The organism is Allorhizobium sp. GW101-3B10, from assembly GCF_059424725.1.
Map to the genome: position 1 here is coordinate 3,129,039 of NZ_JBWKZR010000001.1, position 16,841 is coordinate 3,145,879.

Here is a 16,841-nt window from a genome sequence, read left to right on the forward strand (position 1 = left end):
CCCTCAGACTTTTTCTTGCTGGTTCTGGAAGATCGCGATCGGCACGACCAGCAGCAGCAGCAACAGCACGGCCACCGCCGAGGCGAGCGGCCAGTCGCGGTTGCCGAAGAATTCGGTCCACAGCGTCTTGCCGATCATCAGCGTCTCGGCGCCGCCGAGCAGATCGGGAATGACGAATTCGCCGGTGATCGGGATGAAGCAGATCATCGAGCCGGCGATGACGCCGGGGATCGACAGCGGGAAAGTGATCCGCCAGAAGGCCTTCCACGGCGGGCAGCCGAGATCGCTGGCCGCCTCGAGCAATGTGCCGTCGAGCTTTTCCAGCGCCGAATAGAGCGGCAGCACCATGAACGGCAGGTAGGAATAGACGATGCCGATGAAGACGGCGGTGTCGGTGCGGAAGACCTGCACCTGTTCGTCGGGGCCGTAGAGGCCGACCGTCTGCAGCAGCAGGGTCAGGAGGCCTTCCGGCTTCAGGATGCCGATCCAGGCATAGACGCGGATCAGGAACGAGGTCCAGAACGGCAGGATCACCAGCATCAGCAGCGTCGGGCGGATGGTGACCGAGGCACGCGCCATGGCCAGCGCGATCGGATAGCCGATCAGCAGCAGCAGGAAGGTGGAGAATACCGCGATCCTCAGCGACGACAGGTAGGCGTTCATGTAGAGCGAGTCTTCGGTCAGGAAGACATAGTTCTCGAAGTCGAGCTGCGAGAAGAAATCGCCGATCGCCGACAGCCCCTCGAACACGGGCACGTAGGGCGGCATGGCGATGGCCGTGTCCGACAGCGAGATCTTCACGATGATGAAGAACGGCGCCATGAAGAACAGCACCATCCACAGATAGGGTATGAGCACCACCAGCCAGCGGGCCGGTGACGATGTCGGTGTTGCGGCTAGCGTGGTATCGCTCATCGTCTCGTTCCTCAGCGGGTCAGAACGAGGCCGGCATCGACCGGCCAGGTGAGCCATACCTTGTCGTCCACGGTGATCGGACGATCCACCAGGCGATGGGTATTGGCCTGGGCGGCGCGGAAGGTCGTGCCGTCGGCGAGCTTGACGATGAAGACCGAGAAGTCGCCGAGATAGCCGATGTCCCAGACCGTGCCGGTGAGCGCGTTGACCGAACTGTCAACCGGGGCGTCTGCCGAAATCCGCACCTTCTCCGGGCGGATGGCGAAGGCGACCGCCGAACCGGGCTCGGCATTGCACGAGGGCTGGTCGACGACCACCTTGAAGCCGCTGTCGCAGATCACGGTTGCCAGATCGCCTTCGGCGACCTTCCTGACCGACTCGAGCTTGCCCTCGACGATGTTGATGTCGCCGATGAAGTCGGCGACGTAGCGGCTGTTCGGCGCCTCGTAGATTTCCGCCGGCGTCGCCACCTGCATGATGACGCCCTTGTCCATGACGGCGATGCGGTCGGAGACGGTCATCGCCTCCTCCTGGTCATGGGTCACGATGAGAAAGGTGGTGCCCAGCGTCTGCTGGATGTCCATCAGCTCGAACTGGGTTTCCTCGCGCAGCTTGCGGTCGAGTGCGCCGAGCGGTTCGTCGAGCAAGAGGACCTTCGGCCGCTTGGCAAGCGAACGGGCGAGCGCCACGCGCTGGCGCTGGCCGCCGGACAGCTGGTTCGGCTTGCGCTTGGCGAATTCCTCGAGCTTGACGAGCTTCAGCATCTCGGCGACGCGCGCCTCGATCTCGGCCTTCGGCATGTTGTCCTGTTCCAGGCCGAAGGCGATGTTCTTGGCCACCGTCATATGCGGGAAGAGCGCATAGGACTGGAACATCATGTTGGTCGGCCGGCGATAGGGCGGCACGCCGGAAATATCCTTGCCCTGCAGCAGGATTCGGCCTTCGGTCGGCTCCTCGAAACCGGCCAGCATGCGCATCAGCGTGGTCTTGCCGCAGCCCGACGGCCCGAGCAGCGAGAAGAACTCCCGCTCGTAGATGTCGAGGGTGAGATCCTTGACGGCGGTGAAGTCGCCGAAGCGCTTCGTCACGTTCTCGAACCGGATGAAGGGAACCGATGCCGGATCAGTCCAAGGAGAAAATTTGCGCTTTACCGGTCCCAGAGATTTCGCCATCGCCCGATCCAAATGTCTATTGAAATGCAGTTCAAAGAAACGGGCGCCAATGGCGCCCGCTTCAACTCAGCCGGTCAGTTGCCGGTTTTGATCTGGGTCCAGACGCGGTTCAATACGCGCTGTTCCTTCGGTCCGTAGGGCGAGATGGTGAAGAGCTTCTTGACCGTTTCGGCATCGGGATAGACGGACGGGTTCTTGAACACTGCCTCGTCGAGCATGGGCTGCGAAGCCAGGTTGCCGTTGGCGTACTGCACGTAGTTCGAGGCCTTGGCGATGACCTCCGGCTTCATCAGGTAGTTGATGAAGGCATGGGCTTCCGCGACATTCTTGGCATCGGCCGGGATCGCCAGGTTGTCGAACCACATATACGTGCCTTCCTTCGGGATCACGTAGTTGATCTCGACGCCGTTCTTGGCTTCCTCGGCACGGGCCTTGGCCTGCAGGATGTCGCCCGACCAGCCGATGGTCACGCAGATGTCGCCATTGGCGAGATCGTCGATGTAGGACGAGGAGTTGAAGGTCTTCACCGACGGGCGAATCTTCATGTAGACGTCGCCGCCGGCTTCCAGATCGGCCGTCTCCTTGCTGTCCGGATCCTTGCCGATGTAGTTCATCGAAATGGCGAAGGTCTCGTCGGACGCGTCGAGGATGTTGATGCCGCAGGATTTCAGCTTCTCGGCGTTCTCGGGCTTGAAGATCGCATCCCAGCTGTCGACCTTGAAGTCGTCGCCGAGCGCCGCCTTCACCTTGGCTACATTGTAGCCGATGCCGGTCGTGCCCCACATGTAGTTGACGGCGTATTCGTTGCCCGGGTCGTACTTGGCCAGGCGCTCCATGATGTCGGGCCACATGTTGGAGAGGTTCGGCAGCTTGGACTTGTCGAGCTTCTGGAATACGCCGGCCTGGATCTGGCGGGCAAGGAAGGGACCGGTCGGCACGACGACATCATAGCCGGAGCCGCCGGCGAGCAGCTTGGTCTCCAGGATCTCGTTGGAATCGAAGACGTCGTAGACGACCTTGATGCCGGTTTCCTTGGTGAAGTCCTCGAGCACGGATTCGTCGATATAGTCGGACCAGTTGTAGACGTGCACCACGCCCTCTGCCTTGGCGGCCGAGGCCATTGCCAGCGTGACCATCGCGGCGGATGCCAAGAAACGGATCAGATCGGTCTTCATTTTCTCTCCTGTTCCAGCCTTCGAGCCTGTCGCCCGTTCAGCTATTCCCTCATTTTTTTAACAGACTAGAAAGGAAATCGACGAGCCACAAGGGGTAATCTTCGCAGTCGCAAACGGCACTGCGCCCTATTGAAAATCGAAGGCGGAAAGCCCCGTGACCATCTCGTCGAGGCCGAGCGGACGGGTCACCGGCGGCTCGGCACGGGCGAGACAGCCCTGTCTTTCACAGAGCCGGCAGGCGGTTCCGACGGCCACCGGACCAAGCGTGCCGCCCGCCACCACCTGGCCGTAGACCACCTCGTCGCGGTGGGCGATGTCGCAGGCGACGAGCAGCGCGGTGCGCCTGACGCGCTCGTTGAACCCGGCCTGCGGACCGTCGAGCGTGCGCGACACGGTCAGGAAACCGGTGCCGTCCGGCATCTCGACCGCGTCGACCAGGACCTGGCCCGGCTGGGCGAAGGCGGCGTGGATGTTGAGCTTCGGACAGCTGCCGCCGAACTTCGCCTGGGGGAAGCCCTGGGCGCCCGCCTTGCGGAAACGGTGGCCGGCATTGTCGACCTCGAGCATGAAGAACGGCACGCCCGTGGCGCCCGGCCGCTGCAGCATGGTCAGGCGGTTGGCCGCCTGCTCGTAGGACACGCTGAAGCGCGAGCGCAGGATGTCGATGTCATAGCGCGCCCGCTGTGCCGCCGAAAGGAAGGCGCCGTAAGGCATGATCACCGCATGGGCCGCATAGCGCGCCAGCTCGAAGCGCCCGAGCCGCTTGGCCTCCCCGGTCGAGAAGGCCAGCCCCTCCAGCTCGGCGGCGATCTCCTCGCCGAACGCCAAAAGGGCGGCCTCCATCGCCACCTCGCGCAACTGGTCGAAGGGCGACAGCCGCTCCGACAGGAAGAGCCGCATCGAATGGCGGTCGTAGCGGCGGCGAAGATTGGGCATGGTGTGGATCGGAAGCGTGCGCACGACGATGCCGTGCTTGGTTCGAAGCCAGGCTTTCAGCGCCGGCGCCAGATCCTCGCCGGGCGAGAGGCCGAGCGAGGCATGGAAGGCCTCCGCCGCATCCTCGATGCGGGCATGGAAGTTCGCCCGCCGCTCCAGTTTCTCGCGCACCTCGTCGATCGGCAGGCGGGTGCCGGAGATGGAGGTCTCGTGGCCCTCGCGCGCCAGAAGCTCGGCAAGGTCGCTCAGCCGTGCCGCCTGCTCGCGATAGGCGCGATAGAGCTTGACGACGCCCGCCGCGGCATTGGGGGCGGCTTCCGCCACCTCGATCAGCTCCTGGTCGCCCGGCACCTCGCCGGAAAGCAGCGGATCGCCGAACACCTCGCGCAGCTGGCCGGCCGTGCCGCCCGCCTCGCCCTGCAGCTCGTCGAGATCGACCTTGTAGACCGTGGCGAGCTTGAGCAGCAGCTGGACGGTGAGCGGGCGCTGGTTGCGCTCGATCAGGTTGAGATAGGACGGCGAGATCTCCAGCGCCTCCGCCATGGCCGTCTGGGTGAGGCCGAGGCCGTTGCGGATACGGCGGACCCTGGGGCCGGCAAAGATCTTGTTTTCTGCCATTGTGACACACCTTTTACAACTTTCGTCGACGGCAAGGCATCGAAGGACATTTACAATCTTTACAAATTTACACCGAGCCTACGTCAAAGACAAGACATGCTAACCTCTTTCAAGGCGCCATTTTCTCCATTTATCTGGACGTTTTGTGCAGTGCGCTGTAAATTCAGTCATATCGAAAGCGGAACTTCTGTTGAACCAAGCACAGCAGCTTCGCAAAACCGAGCAATAGGGAGTTTGCTATGACTGATTTTTACAACCTCATTCCGTCCGCACCCAAGGGCCGCTTCGACGGCATCGAACGCCCCTACACGGCAGCTGACGTCAAGCGCCTGCGCGGCTCGGTCGAAATCAAGTATTCGCTCGCCGAAATGGGTGCGACCCGCCTGTGGAAGCTGATCAACGAGGAACCCTTCGTCAACGCGCTCGGCGCGCTCTCCGGCAACCAGGCCATGCAGATGGTCCGCGCCGGCCTGAAGGCCATCTATCTCTCCGGCTGGCAGGTCGCCGCCGACGCCAACACCGCGTCCGCCATGTATCCGGACCAGTCGCTTTACCCGGCCAACGCCGCGCCTGAGCTTGCCAAGCGCATCAACAAGACGCTGCAGCGCGCCGACCAGATCGAAACCTCGGAAGGCAAGGGCCTTTCGGTCGACACCTGGTTCGCCCCGATCGTCGCCGACGCCGAAGCCGGTTTCGGTGGTCCGCTGAACGCCTTCGAGATCATGAAGGCCTTCATCGAGGCCGGTGCTGCCGGCGTTCACTACGAAGACCAGCTGGCTTCGGAAAAGAAGTGCGGCCATCTCGGCGGCAAGGTTCTGATCCCGACGGCGGCCCATATCCGCAACCTCAACGCCGCGCGTCTCGCCGCCGACGTCATGGGCACGCCGACGCTCATCATCGCCCGCACCGACGCCGAGGCCGCCAAGCTTCTGACCTCGGACATCGACGAGCGCGACCAGCCCTTCGTCGACTATGACGCCGGCCGCACCGCGGAAGGCTTCTATCAGGTCAAGAACGGCATCGAGCCCTGCATCGCCCGTGCGATCGCCTATGCGCCGCATTGCGACATGATCTGGATGGAAACCTCCAAGCCGGACCTCGAACAGGCCCGCAAGTTCGCCGAAGCCGTGCACAAGGCCCATCCGGGCAAGAAGCTGGCCTATAACTGCTCGCCGTCGTTCAACTGGAAGAAGAACCTCGATGACGCGACGATCGCCAAGTACCAGAAGGAACTCGGCGCGATGGGCTACAAGTTCCAGTTCATCACGCTCGCCGGCTTCCACCAGCTGAACTACGGCATGTTCGAACTGGCCCGCGGCTACAAGGATCGCCAGATGGCAGCCTATTCCGAGCTGCAGCAGGCCGAATTCGCGGCGGAAGTCAACGGCTACACCGCCACCAAGCACCAGCGCGAAGTCGGCACCGGCTATTTCGACGCCGTCTCGATGGCGATCACCGGCGGCCAGTCCTCGACCACGGCGATGAAGGAATCGACCGAAACCGACCAGTTCAAGCCGGCTGCCGAGTAAACCTTCGGGGCTCTGCCCTCACCGGTTGGGGCCTTGCCCCTCACCCTAGCCCTCTCCCCGCTCGCGGGGAGAGGGGACGTGCCCCGAGCAAGGCCCAGGGCTCGTCCAGGACTATCCCCGCCGCCGGCGCGGCAGGTCCCTTCTCCCCGCTCGCGGGGAGAAGGTGGCGGCAGCCGGATGAGGGGCAGACCACCGCCAACCCTGGATCAACAGTTCAAGAACCCCGCATATAAGAGGAGAAATGCCATGACCCCGCAGACCCGAGTTAAGGAACGTGCCGAAGAGCAGGCTTCCGCCATGACGGCAGAGCAGCAGGCCATGATCCGCATGGTCGCCAACGACCTGCACCGCCTCAACCAGTCCGTCATGAAGGCGGTTGATGCCGGCGTATCCGTCGAGCTCGTCCGCTCGGCCCGCCACCACGGCGGCGAAGGCAACTGGGGCGACCTGTTGATCCCGGTCATCGTGACCCAGGGCAAGTAAGAAGAATTTCACGTACCATCCGGGGCGTCAAAGCCCCGGGTCGGTTCCCGCGCAATGATCGCTGGCTTCGGGGGGAGCTTCACGCGGTCGCTGCGCGGGATCTTTTGTTTTGCGGACCGTGCGCCCTCACCCGCCGCGGTTCGGCCGCCGGCCGGCAAACAGGTCGGCATGGGCCTTCATCAGCTTGCGCATCCGCTCGACCACGGTGCGGATCTCCGGCCGGTGCCGGTCGTCGTTGTTCATCACGATCCACTGGCGATGGCGCAGGGCCTCGATCTCGCCGCCCATTCGCTCCAGCCTTGGCTCCAGGTCTCCGACGAAGCAGGGCAGGACGGCGATGCCCGCGCCGGCCAGCGCCAGGTCGCGCAATGAGCGCGGCCGGTTGACGGTGACCACCAGGTTTTCCGCCTGGTTCTCGTGCGGCCAGCGCAGATAGGCCGAGATGGCGTTTTCGCCGTCGACCGCCAGCCACCGGCCCGGACCGACATCCTCGCTGTTGCGCGTGCGATAGGCGGCATAGGCCACCTCGCCGGCCATCACGGCCGCAAGGTTCGCCTCCTCCGGCTCGAAGGCGCGGATGCCGATGTCGGTCTCGCGGTGGGCCAGGCTGGCGCGCTGCTCGGCGATATGCAGGTCGATGCGGAAATCGTCGCGCTCCGTGCAGATGGCGGCGAAATTTTCGGTGAGCAGCCAGCCGTTCCAGGTGCCGGCGACGATGCGCACCAAAGCGCGCGCCGCCGCGCCGCGACGCCAGGTCTCGACCTTGCGCGCCGCCGCCTCCAGTTCGGCCAGATGTTCGAGCAGCTGGCGGCCGTCGCCGGTCAGCCGATAGCCGGTCTGGCTGCGGACGAAGAGTTCCCGGCCGATTTCCCGTTCGAATTCGACCATGCGCCGGCCGAGCGTCGCCGGGCTCAGCGCCGTCGCGTTCGAGGCGCCCGTCAGTCCGCCATGGCGGGCGACGGCCAGGAAGATCTGATAGTTGTCCCAGGCCACGTCTTTCATCGCTGAAAAACATAGCGCAATTCTTCCGGTTTAACAGTCGAATCTGGAGGTATAGATCCTTTGATGGCTCACACAGAGGAGATCCATCATGGACGGACAATATGGATTGTTGTTTCTCTTGGCGCTCAAGGGGCGCGCACCGCGGGACCGGAGCGCAAAGGCCGAAGATGCCTATTATGCCCGCTTCAGCGAAACGCCGCTCCGGCGGCTGGCGAGGCTCGTCTGGACCTACCCGTCGGCAAGGGAGCGTTCAGGGGCAAGTCAGTCGGAGCCATCCTGCACCGAACCGCGGTCGCCAGCCGTCAAAGGGACGGCGGCGGAGACGCGAGCGGTACCCTCCAGGCCCATGGCCTGCAAGACCGCGTAAGGCGGTGGCGGCTCAGCCGATCAGGGCTACTACTGCGACGAGCGCAAGCGCGCTGCAAGCGCCGAGGCTGAGGCAGGCAAGATGCCAGAGGCGGGCGGTTTCCACTTCCCGGGTCTTGGCGATGGCGATGGCCCGCGGGTTGCTGTTCTGTCTGTTCATCGGCGCTATCCTGCAGATTGCCGTTGAGGAAAACAATGCCGTCTCATGGCGGCGATCCGGTTCGACTTCATGTCACATCCAGCGACGGATGCCGGCATCGAACCAGAATGACCACGGCACGTTAACAATAGCTAAATTACGGCGGAAAGCTTGCATAAAATGGGGACGATCACGCAATCTTGTCGCTTTGCACCAAAGCGGGCGACGTTACGGGCTCAGACGCTCTCGCCCGCCGCATGGCCGGATGCCCAGGCCCACTGGAAGTTATAGCCGCCGAGCCAGCCCGTGACGTCGACGCATTCGCCGATGAAGTAGAGGCCCGGAACGGCCTTCGCCATCATCGTCCTGGAATCCAGCCCGCTGACGTCGACGCCGCCAAGCGTCACTTCCGCCGTGCGATAGCCTTCCGAGCCGGCCGGCTTCACCGTCCAGCCATGGAGGAAGGCGGCCAGCGCCTCCAGCGCCTTGTCGGACAGGTCGGCGAGCGGTTTCTCGATCTTGTGCCGTTCGGCGACATATTGCGCGAGCCGCTTCGGCAGGTGCTGCGCCAGCACGGTCTGCACCGCCTGGCGGCCGTTCTCCTTCTTCGCCGCCTTCAGCATGGCGGCAAAATCCACATCCGGTTCGAGCGACAGCGTGATTTCGTCGCCCTCGCGCCAATAGCTGGAGATCTGCAGGATGGCCGGGCCGGACAGGCCGCGATGGGTAAACAGCAGGGCTTCACGAAACGCCGTCTTGCCGTGGCGCACCTCGGCATCGACCGAGACACCGGCGAGCGGCGCAAGCTCGGCCAGCAGCGCGGGGTCGAGCGTCAGCGGCACCAGGCCTGGCCGCGTCTCCGTCAGCCGAAGCCCGAACTGTTCCGCGACCTTATAGGCAAAACCCGTCGCCCCCATCTTGGGGATCGACTTGCCGCCAGTGGCGATGACCACGGAGCCCGCGCGGATCTCGCCGTCCGTCGTCTGCAGGCGAAAGCCGGCCTCGCCCTTCTCGACGGCCGAAATCTCGACGCCGAGCCTCAAGTCCACCCCGCCCGCGCGCATCTCGTCGAGCAGCATGCGGATGATGTCGCGGGCGCTGTCGTCGCAGAACAATTGCCCGAGCGTCTTCTCGTGCCAGGCGATCCTGTGCTTGTCGACCATGGCGATGAAATCGGCCGGCGTGAAGCGGGCGAGCGCCGACTTCATGAAATGCGGATTGACCGAGATATAGTTCTTCGGCCCGGCGTGGATATTGGTGAAATTGCAGCGCCCGCCGCCGGAAATGCGGATCTTCTCGCCCGGCGCCCGGGCATGGTCGATGAGCACGACGGAGCGTCCGCGGCGGCCGGCGACGAGCGCCGCCATCATGCCTGCGGCACCGGCTCCTATGATAGCAACATCAAATATATGCGCCAATTCCGGGTCCCTGCGACAAAGAATACCTGTCTTTTCGATCGATCGGGCAAAGTCAATGCCGTTTGCCCCCTCGCCAAACGCCGAACTCGGGTTATGATGCCGCCATCAACAACCAAACCGGTGAGACATGCCTCCGAAGAAGAATATGCTCAGACCCAAAGGCGCAGCGTCGAAAAAGGCGAGCATTCCTCCGGACATCAACTCCACCCGTGGCGTCAAGACCTGGAAGGAAGCCGCAGCCTGGCTCAGAGCCCGCGGCATCGAGGACATCGAGTGCATCACGCCCGACCTCGCGGGCGTTCCGCGCGGCAAGATGATGCCGACCTCGAAGTTCACCGGCGACACCTCGCTCGCCCTTCCCTCGGCCCTCTACCGCCACACGATTTCCGGCGAATATCCGGAGGAAAGCGGCCAGTTCCGCTATGATTCCCGCGACAGCGACATCAAGCTGATGCCGGACCTGTCGACGCTCTCCGTCGTGCCGTGGGAAACCGACCCGACCGCGCAGGTCATCTGCGACATCATCACCACGGACGGCGAGGACGTGCCCTACACGCCGCGCAACGTGTTGAAGAACGTGCTGAAGCTCTATGACGCCAAGGGCTGGCGGCCGGTCGTGGCGCCCGAGATCGAATTCTATCTCGTCGCCATGAACGACGACCCGGACTATCCGCTGCATCCGCCGAAGGGCCGTTCCGGCCGCTCCATCCTCGGCGGCCAGGGCTATTCGATCGCCGGCATCAACGAGTTCGACGAGCTGATCGACGACATCTATCATTTCTCGGAAAAGCAGGGCCTCGAGATCGACACGCTGATCCACGAGGAAGGCCCGGCCCAGCTCGAGATCAACCTGCGCCACGGCAATCCGATCGAGCTTGCCGACCAGGTCTTCCTGTTCAAGCGCACGATCCGCGAGGCGGCCCTCAAGCACGGCATCTACGCCACCTTCATGGCCAAGCCGATGCAGGGCCAACCGGGCTCGGCCATGCATATCCACCAGTCGGTGGTCGATGCGGAAACGGGCAAGAACATCTTCTCCAACGCCGACGGCTCGCCGTCCAAGGAGTTCTTCCACTTCATCGGCGGCATGCAGGCCTTCGTGCCGAAGACGTTGGTGATGATGGCGCCCTATGTGAACTCCTATCGCCGCCTCACCCCCGACATGTCGGCCCCGGTGAACAATGCCTGGGGTTACGACAACCGCACGACGGCCTTCCGCGTGCCCGTCTCCGATGCCAGGGCGCGGCGCGTGGAAAACCGCCTGCCGAGCTCGGATGCCAATCCATACCTCGCGCTCGCGGCCTCGCTCGCCTGCGGCTATCTCGGCATCATCAAGGGCATCGAGCCGACGGCGGCGTCCGAGGGAACGGCCAATGAAGGTTCGGTCGAGCTGCCGCGCGGCCTGCTGGAGGCCGTGTCGCTGCTCGAATCCGATCCGGCGCTGGGCGAAGTCCTGAGCAGGGAATTCATCGGTCTCTATGCCGGGGTCAAAAGGGGAGAGTTCGAGACCTTCATGCAGGTCATCAGTCCGTGGGAACGCGAATTCCTGCTGCTGAACGTTTGATCTGAAGGAGTCTCCCATGGCTTGGCAAAGCCCCATCGCACCGGGAATTTCCTGGTATCAATCCACCGTGACCGAGCGGCCGGAATATCCGGCCCTCGACGGATCGAAGACCGCCGACGTCGCCATTGTCGGCGGCGGCTTCACCGGCCTGCAGGCCGCCTACAACCTCGCGACCGCCGGCCTGTCGGTCGTCGTGATCGAGGGCTGCCGCATCGGCGACGGCGCCTCGGGCCGCAATGGCGGGCAGATGGGCACGGGCCAGCGCTGGTATCCGGAAGAACTGGAGGCCGAACTCGGCTACGAGCGGTCCAAGGCTCTCTTCGATCTGGCCGAGAATGCCAAGAAATACGTGCTCTCCTTTGCCGAGACGCACGGCATCGACATGGAGTTCATGCCCGGTCAGATGAATGTCAGCCACAAGCCGGGGCACGACAAGGAATACCAGCGGACGGTAGAAATCGCCGCAACGCGCTATGGCTATCCGCATCTTGCCTACATGGACGGCAGGGAGACCGCCGAACGTGTCGGCTCGAAGCGTTTCCATTGCGGCGTGCGCGACAGCGGCACCGGCCATATCCATCCGCTGAAGCTGATCGTCGGGCTCGCCAGGGCGGCGAGCGCCGCGGGTGCGGCCATCCATGAGATGACCAAGGCCTCGTCGATCCGCCAGTCCGGGGGCAAGACCCTGATCGAGACGCCGACCGGCACGATCACCGCCGACAAGGTGCTGATCGCCACCAACGCCTATATCGGCAATCTCGAGCCGGTGACCGCCGCCCATGTCATGCCGATCCGCTCCTTCATCGGCGCGACCGTACCGCTCGACAAGTTCCCCTCCGTCATCCCGGGCAAGGAATCGATCGCCGACTCGCGCTTCGTCGTGCGCTACTGGCGCCGCACGCGCGACGGAAGACTGCTGTTCGGCGGGCGCGAGGCCTATACCTCGGACACGCCGCGCGACATTTCCACCCATATCCGCCGGCAGATCGCCGAAATCTATCCGGAGCTCAAGGACATCGAGATCACCCATGGCTGGGGCGGCTCGGTCGGCATCACCATGCCGCGCAAGCCCTTTGCCCGCGAAGTCATGCCCGGCGTGATCTCGATCGGCGGCTATTCCGGCCACGGCGTCATGCTGTCCAACTATTGCGGCAAGCTCTATGCCGACATGGTGACGGGCAAGGGCCGCGAGCTCGACCATCTGCTCGACCTGAAAATCCCACCCTTCCCCGGCGGCGCGAAATTCCGCAGTCCCCTGCTGTTCCTCGCGCTGACCTGGTATGCACTGCGCGACAAGCTCTGATTTTTTGCAGTGCGTGTGTGGTTTTCGCGCCTGCCCACTGGCTTTTTTAAATCGATTAGATTACATGTGGCTTCAGTGTTTTCGATTGAGAGAAGCCTGAATGAGCAGCCAGATCATCCCCGTCGAGCCGTTTGACTATGTCGTCTTCGGCGGCACCGGCGATCTTGCGGAGCGCAAGCTCCTTCCCGCCCTTTACCATCGCCAGCTCGCCGGCCAGTTGACCGAGCCGACCCGGATCATCGGTGCGTCGCGCACGCCGATGACCGACGACGAGTATCGCCAGTTTGCCAAGAACGCGCTGAAGGAACATCTGAAGCCCGGCGAATGGGCCGAGGACGACGTGGCGAAGTTCTGCGCCCGCATCCACTATGTTTCGGTCGATGCCAAGTCGCCGGATGGCTGGGACAAGCTGAAGGTCCTGCTCGACGAAGGCAAGGACCTGGTGCGCGCCTTCTACCTCGCCGTCTCGCCTTCGCTGTTCGGCGACATCGCCGACAAGATCCGCGACTTCAAGCTCATCACCAAGTCGACCCGCATCGTCGTCGAGAAGCCGATCGGCCGGGACCTCGCCTCGGCGCAGATCCTCAACGACACGATCGGCAAGGTCTTCAAGGAAGAACAGATCTTCCGCATCGACCACTATCTCGGCAAGGAGACGGTGCAGAACCTGATGGCGCTGCGCTTTGCCAACGCGCTCTACGAGCCCTTGTGGAACTCCGCCCATATCGACCACGTGCAGATCACCGTCGCCGAATCCGTCGGGCTCGAGGGCCGCGTCAGCTATTACGACAAGGCCGGTGCGCTTCGGGACATGGTGCAGAACCACATCCTGCAGCTCCTCTGCCTGGTGGCGATGGAAGCGCCCAATTCGATGGACGCGGAAAGCGTGCGCGACGAGAAGCTCAAGGTGCTGCGCTCGCTGAAGCCGATCACCCCGGCCAATGTCGAGAAGCTCACCGTGCGCGGCCAGTACAAGGCCGGCGCGTCTGCGGGCGGCCCCGTCAAGGGCTATACCGAAGAACTCGAAGACGCCTCCGACACGGAGACCTTCGTCGCCATCAAGGCCGAGATCGCCAACTGGCGCTGGGCCGGCGTCCCCTTCTATCTGCGCACCGGCAAGCGGCTCGCCTCCCGCATGTCGGAAATCGTCGTCGCCTTCAAGCCGATCCCGCACTCGATCTTCGACGAGGCCGCCGGCCGGATCGAGGCCAATATGCTGGTCATCCGGCTGCAGCCCGACGAGGGCGTCAAGCAGTGGCTGATGATCAAGGACCCGGGTCCGGGCGGCATGCGGCTTCGCCACGTCTCGCTCGACATGAGCTTTGCCCAGGCCTTCGACGTGCGCAATGCCGACGCCTACGAGCGCCTGCTGATGGACGTCATCCGCTCCAACCAGACGCTGTTCATGCGCCGCGACGAAGTCGAGGCCGCCTGGCGCTGGGTCGACCCGATCCTCAAGAGCTGGGAAGACAGCGGCCAGAAGACTCAAGGCTATACCGCCGGCACCTGGGGTCCGAGCCAGGCGATCGCGCTGATCGAGCGCGACGGCCGCACCTGGCACGAAGTCGACTAGGACGACAGCCATGGCACCCACGATGCACGCATTCGAAGACCGGGCGGCCCTGGCCACGGCGCTGGCCGACCGCGTCTCGGCCGAACTTCACGCGGCGATCGCCTCGCGCGGCTCCGCTTCGCTGGCGGTCTCCGGCGGATCGACCCCGAAGCAGTTCTTCGAGGTTCTCTCCACCCGGCCAATCGCATGGGACAGGGTTGTCGTCACCCTGGTCGACGAACGCTTCGTCGGGCCGGACAATGCCCGCTCCAACCATCTGCTGGTCAAGACCCACCTCTTGCAGAACGCCGCCGCCAAAGCGGGTTTCGTTCCGCTCTACCACCCGGTGGAGAGCGCCGAAGAGGCGGCAGCACTCGCAACCGCGGAAATCGTCACCTTCGGCAAGCCCTTCGACGTGACGATCCTCGGCATGGGCAATGACGGCCACACCGCCTCGTTCTTTCCCGGCGGCAACCATCTGGCCGCGGCGCTCGACCGCAGCGCCCCGCGCCGGGTGATGACGATGGAAGCCGAAGGGGCCGGCGAAACGCGCCTCACCCTCTCCTTCTCCGCCCTCTACGACTCGCGCCTGCTGGTGCTGCACATCGAGGGCGCCGAGAAGAAGGCGGTTCTCGACAAGGCCCTGTCCGGCACCGACGAGGCCGAAATGCCGGTCCGCGCCGTGCTTGAACGGTCCAAGACCGCACCTGACATCTACTGGGCGCCCTGAGCCGCCCCGCCGCTGCCGCCCCGACCGCGGGACGGCTCCCGACACGCCCGCGGGGAGCGGGCTTCTGAGTGCGCCGATCGGACTTGACCGTCGCGCGCCTTTCCAAGGAGTGACATCCGATGTCCGCAGACAGCCGTATCGAAGCCATCACCCGCCGCATCGTCGAGCGTTCCAGGCCGACCCGTGAAGTCTATCTGGAGCGCGTGCGCGGCCAGATCACCAAGGGCGTGCACCGCTCGACGCTGTCCTGCGGCAACCTCGCCCATGGCTTTGCCGCCTGTTCCGTCGGGGACAAGGCGACGCTGTCCGGCGACGTCGTGCCCAATCTCGGCATCATCACCTCCTACAACGACATGCTCTCGGCCCATCAGCCGTTCGAGACCTATCCGGCGCTGATCCGCGCCGCGGCGGCGGAAGCCGGCGGCGTGGCGCAGGTGGCGGGCGGGGTGCCGGCCATGTGCGACGGCGTGACCCAAGGCCAGCCGGGCATGGAACTGTCGCTGTTCTCGCGCGACGTGATCGCCATGGCCGCCGCCATCGGCCTTTCCCACAACATGTTCGACGCGGCCGTCTTCCTCGGCGTTTGCGACAAGATCGTGCCCGGCCTCGTCATCGCCTCGCTCACCTTCGGCCACCTGCCGTCGGTCTTCATTCCCGCCGGTCCGATGACCACGGGGCTGCCGAACGACGAGAAGTCGCGCATCCGCCAACTCTATGCCGAGGGCAAGGTCGGCCGCGCCGAACTGCTGGAAGCCGAGTCCAAGTCCTATCACGGCCCCGGCACCTGCACCTTCTACGGCACCGCCAATTCCAACCAGATGCTGATGGAGATCATGGGCTTCCACATGCCCGGCGCCTCCTTCATCAATCCGAACACGCCGCTGCGCGACGCGCTGACGAAGGAAGCGACGAAGCGGGCGCTCGCCATCACCGCCCAGGGCAATGAATTCACGCCGGCCGGCGAGATGATCGACGAACGCTCGATCGTCAACGGCGTGGTCGGCCTGCATGCCACCGGCGGCTCGACCAACCACACGCTGCACCTGATCGCCATGGCGCGCGCCGCCGGCATCCAGCTCAGCTGGCAGGACATTTCCGACCTCTCCGACATCGTGCCGCTGATCGCCCGCGTCTATCCGAACGGGCTTGCCGACGTGAACCATTTCCACGCCGCCGGCGGCATGGGCTTCCTGATCAAGCAGCTGCTGAAGGTCGGCTTCCTGCATGACGACGTGCGCACCGTCTACGGCCAGGGCCTTGCCGCCTACACGATCGACCCGAGGCTCGGTCCCGACGGCAACGTGATCCGCCAGCCCTCGCCGGAGGAGAGCGCCGATCCCAAGGTTCTCGCCCGCGTCGAGGCGCCGTTCCAGTCCAATGGCGGGCTGAAGATGCTGACCGGCAATCTCGGCAGGGCGGTGATCAAGATCTCCGCCGTCAAGCCGGAACGCCATGTGGTCGAGGCCCCGGCCATCGTCTTCCACGACCAGCAGTCGCTGCAGGACGCCTTCAAGGCCGGCAAGCTCGACCGCGATTTCGTCGCCGTCGTGCGTTTCCAGGGCCCGAAGTCGAACGGCATGCCCGAGCTTCACCGGCTGACCCCGCCGCTCGGCGTGTTGCAGGACCGCGGCTTCAAGGTGGCGCTCGTCACCGACGGCCGCATGTCCGGCGCGTCCGGCAAGATCCCGGCGGCAATCCACCTCACACCCGAAGCCGTCGACGGCGGCGCCATCGCCCGCATCCAGGACGGCGACATGATCCGCCTCGACGCGATCGCCGGAACGCTGGAAGTGCTGGTCGACGCCGCCGAATTCGCCGCCCGCCCGGCCGTCGTCGCCGATCTTTCCGCCAACGAATTCGGCATGGGCCGCGAACTCTTCGCGCCGCTCCGCCGCATTGCCGGCCCGGCCGACCAGGGTGCGAGCGTGCTGTATTGACC

14 protein-coding genes are annotated in these 16,841 nt (G+C 64.4%); 7 read left to right on the top strand and 7 right to left on the bottom strand.

Annotated elements, in window-relative coordinates; all coding sequences use genetic code 11:
• Positions 1 to 3: 3 nt before the first annotated feature.
• The 4 genes from AC07Y0_RS15585 to AC07Y0_RS15600 all read right to left on the bottom strand — a co-directional run bounded on the left by AC07Y0_RS15585 (position 4) and on the right by AC07Y0_RS15600 (position 4,816).
• Complete coding sequence (locus tag AC07Y0_RS15585; protein ID WP_498678652.1) at positions 4 to 915, bottom strand: ABC transporter permease subunit; 912 nt, start codon at positions 913 to 915, stop codon at positions 4 to 6.
• Between the two features lie 11 nt (positions 916 to 926).
• Positions 927 to 2,087 carry an ABC transporter ATP-binding protein gene (locus AC07Y0_RS15590; protein WP_498678653.1) on the bottom strand — a complete coding sequence of 387 codons (1,161 nt, stop codon included), beginning with the start codon at positions 2,085 to 2,087 and terminating at the stop codon, positions 927 to 929.
• A 74-nt stretch (positions 2,088 to 2,161) separates the two neighbouring features.
• Entirely contained in the window at positions 2,162 to 3,262 is a 1,101-nt protein-coding gene (locus AC07Y0_RS15595; RefSeq protein ID WP_498678654.1) for a polyamine ABC transporter substrate-binding protein, read from the bottom strand.
• A 126-nt stretch (positions 3,263 to 3,388) separates the two neighbouring features.
• Complete coding sequence (locus tag AC07Y0_RS15600; RefSeq protein ID WP_498678655.1) at positions 3,389 to 4,816, bottom strand: helix-turn-helix domain-containing protein; 1,428 nt, start codon at positions 4,814 to 4,816, stop codon at positions 3,389 to 3,391.
• 239 nt (positions 4,817 to 5,055) lie between these two features.
• Between AC07Y0_RS15600 and aceA the strand changes: the two genes are divergently transcribed.
• Together aceA and AC07Y0_RS15610 are read left to right on the top strand one after the other, a co-directional pair.
• Complete coding sequence (gene aceA / locus AC07Y0_RS15605) at positions 5,056 to 6,345, top strand: isocitrate lyase (RefSeq protein ID WP_498678656.1); 1,290 nt, start codon at positions 5,056 to 5,058, stop codon at positions 6,343 to 6,345.
• A gap of 246 nt (positions 6,346 to 6,591) precedes the next feature.
• Complete coding sequence (locus tag AC07Y0_RS15610) at positions 6,592 to 6,828, top strand: SMc00767 family acetate metabolism repressor (protein ID WP_498678657.1); 237 nt, start codon at positions 6,592 to 6,594, stop codon at positions 6,826 to 6,828.
• Positions 6,829 to 6,954: 126 nt separating this feature from the next.
• Here AC07Y0_RS15610 and AC07Y0_RS15615 read toward each other — a convergent pair whose 3' ends face one another.
• The 3 genes from AC07Y0_RS15615 to AC07Y0_RS15625 form a co-directional block, all read right to left on the bottom strand.
• On the bottom strand, positions 6,955 to 7,830 hold the full coding sequence (locus tag AC07Y0_RS15615) for a LysR family transcriptional regulator (protein ID WP_498678658.1): 876 nt from the start codon (positions 7,828 to 7,830) through the stop codon (positions 6,955 to 6,957).
• Positions 7,831 to 8,209: 379 nt separating this feature from the next.
• Positions 8,210 to 8,356, bottom strand: a complete 147-nt coding sequence (locus tag AC07Y0_RS15620; RefSeq protein WP_498678659.1) for a hypothetical protein — start codon at positions 8,354 to 8,356, stop codon at positions 8,210 to 8,212.
• A gap of 215 nt (positions 8,357 to 8,571) precedes the next feature.
• On the bottom strand, positions 8,572 to 9,753 hold the full coding sequence (locus AC07Y0_RS15625; protein ID WP_498678660.1) for a BaiN/RdsA family NAD(P)/FAD-dependent oxidoreductase: 1,182 nt from the start codon (positions 9,751 to 9,753) through the stop codon (positions 8,572 to 8,574).
• Between the two features lie 127 nt (positions 9,754 to 9,880).
• On the opposite strand from AC07Y0_RS15625, the gene AC07Y0_RS15630 reads away from it, so the two are divergent.
• The 5 genes from AC07Y0_RS15630 (at position 9,881) to edd (ending at position 16,839) form a co-directional block, all read left to right on the top strand.
• Positions 9,881 to 11,317, top strand: coding sequence for a glutamine synthetase family protein (locus tag AC07Y0_RS15630; protein ID WP_498678661.1), 1,437 nt, complete (start codon positions 9,881 to 9,883; stop codon positions 11,315 to 11,317).
• Between the two features lie 16 nt (positions 11,318 to 11,333).
• Complete coding sequence (locus AC07Y0_RS15635) at positions 11,334 to 12,620, top strand: NAD(P)/FAD-dependent oxidoreductase (RefSeq protein ID WP_498678662.1); 1,287 nt, start codon at positions 11,334 to 11,336, stop codon at positions 12,618 to 12,620.
• Between the two features lie 100 nt (positions 12,621 to 12,720).
• On the top strand, positions 12,721 to 14,193 hold the full coding sequence (gene zwf, locus AC07Y0_RS15640; protein WP_498678663.1) for a glucose-6-phosphate dehydrogenase: 1,473 nt from the start codon (positions 12,721 to 12,723) through the stop codon (positions 14,191 to 14,193).
• A 10-nt stretch (positions 14,194 to 14,203) separates the two neighbouring features.
• Entirely contained in the window at positions 14,204 to 14,902 is a 699-nt protein-coding gene (gene pgl / locus AC07Y0_RS15645; protein ID WP_498678664.1) for a 6-phosphogluconolactonase, read from the top strand.
• A gap of 119 nt (positions 14,903 to 15,021) precedes the next feature.
• Entirely contained in the window at positions 15,022 to 16,839 is a 1,818-nt protein-coding gene (gene edd, locus AC07Y0_RS15650) for a phosphogluconate dehydratase (protein ID WP_498678665.1), read from the top strand.
• Positions 16,840 to 16,841 lie beyond the last annotated feature (2 nt).

Excerpts from the sequence above, each read along its gene's own strand:
- AC07Y0_RS15630 (WP_498678661.1), top strand. The coding sequence starts at position 9,881 with ATGCCTCCGAAGAAGAATATGCTCAGACCCAAAGGCGCAGCGTCGAAA.
- AC07Y0_RS15615 (WP_498678658.1), bottom strand. The coding sequence starts at position 7,830 with ATGAAAGACGTGGCCTGGGACAACTATCAGATCTTCCTGGCCGTCGCC.
- AC07Y0_RS15595 (WP_498678654.1), bottom strand. The coding sequence starts at position 3,262 with ATGAAGACCGATCTGATCCGTTTCTTGGCATCCGCCGCGATGGTCACG.
- pgl (WP_498678664.1), top strand. The coding sequence starts at position 14,204 with ATGGCACCCACGATGCACGCATTCGAAGACCGGGCGGCCCTGGCCACG.
- AC07Y0_RS15635 (WP_498678662.1), top strand. The coding sequence starts at position 11,334 with ATGGCTTGGCAAAGCCCCATCGCACCGGGAATTTCCTGGTATCAATCC.
- edd (WP_498678665.1), top strand. The coding sequence starts at position 15,022 with ATGTCCGCAGACAGCCGTATCGAAGCCATCACCCGCCGCATCGTCGAG.
- zwf (WP_498678663.1), top strand. The coding sequence starts at position 12,721 with ATGAGCAGCCAGATCATCCCCGTCGAGCCGTTTGACTATGTCGTCTTC.
- aceA (WP_498678656.1), top strand. The coding sequence starts at position 5,056 with ATGACTGATTTTTACAACCTCATTCCGTCCGCACCCAAGGGCCGCTTC.
- AC07Y0_RS15620 (WP_498678659.1), bottom strand. The coding sequence starts at position 8,356 with ATGAACAGACAGAACAGCAACCCGCGGGCCATCGCCATCGCCAAGACC.
- AC07Y0_RS15585 (WP_498678652.1), bottom strand. The coding sequence starts at position 915 with ATGAGCGATACCACGCTAGCCGCAACACCGACATCGTCACCGGCCCGC.
- AC07Y0_RS15600 (WP_498678655.1), bottom strand. The coding sequence starts at position 4,816 with ATGGCAGAAAACAAGATCTTTGCCGGCCCCAGGGTCCGCCGTATCCGC.
- AC07Y0_RS15610 (WP_498678657.1), top strand. The coding sequence starts at position 6,592 with ATGACCCCGCAGACCCGAGTTAAGGAACGTGCCGAAGAGCAGGCTTCC.
- AC07Y0_RS15590 (WP_498678653.1), bottom strand. The coding sequence starts at position 2,087 with ATGGCGAAATCTCTGGGACCGGTAAAGCGCAAATTTTCTCCTTGGACT.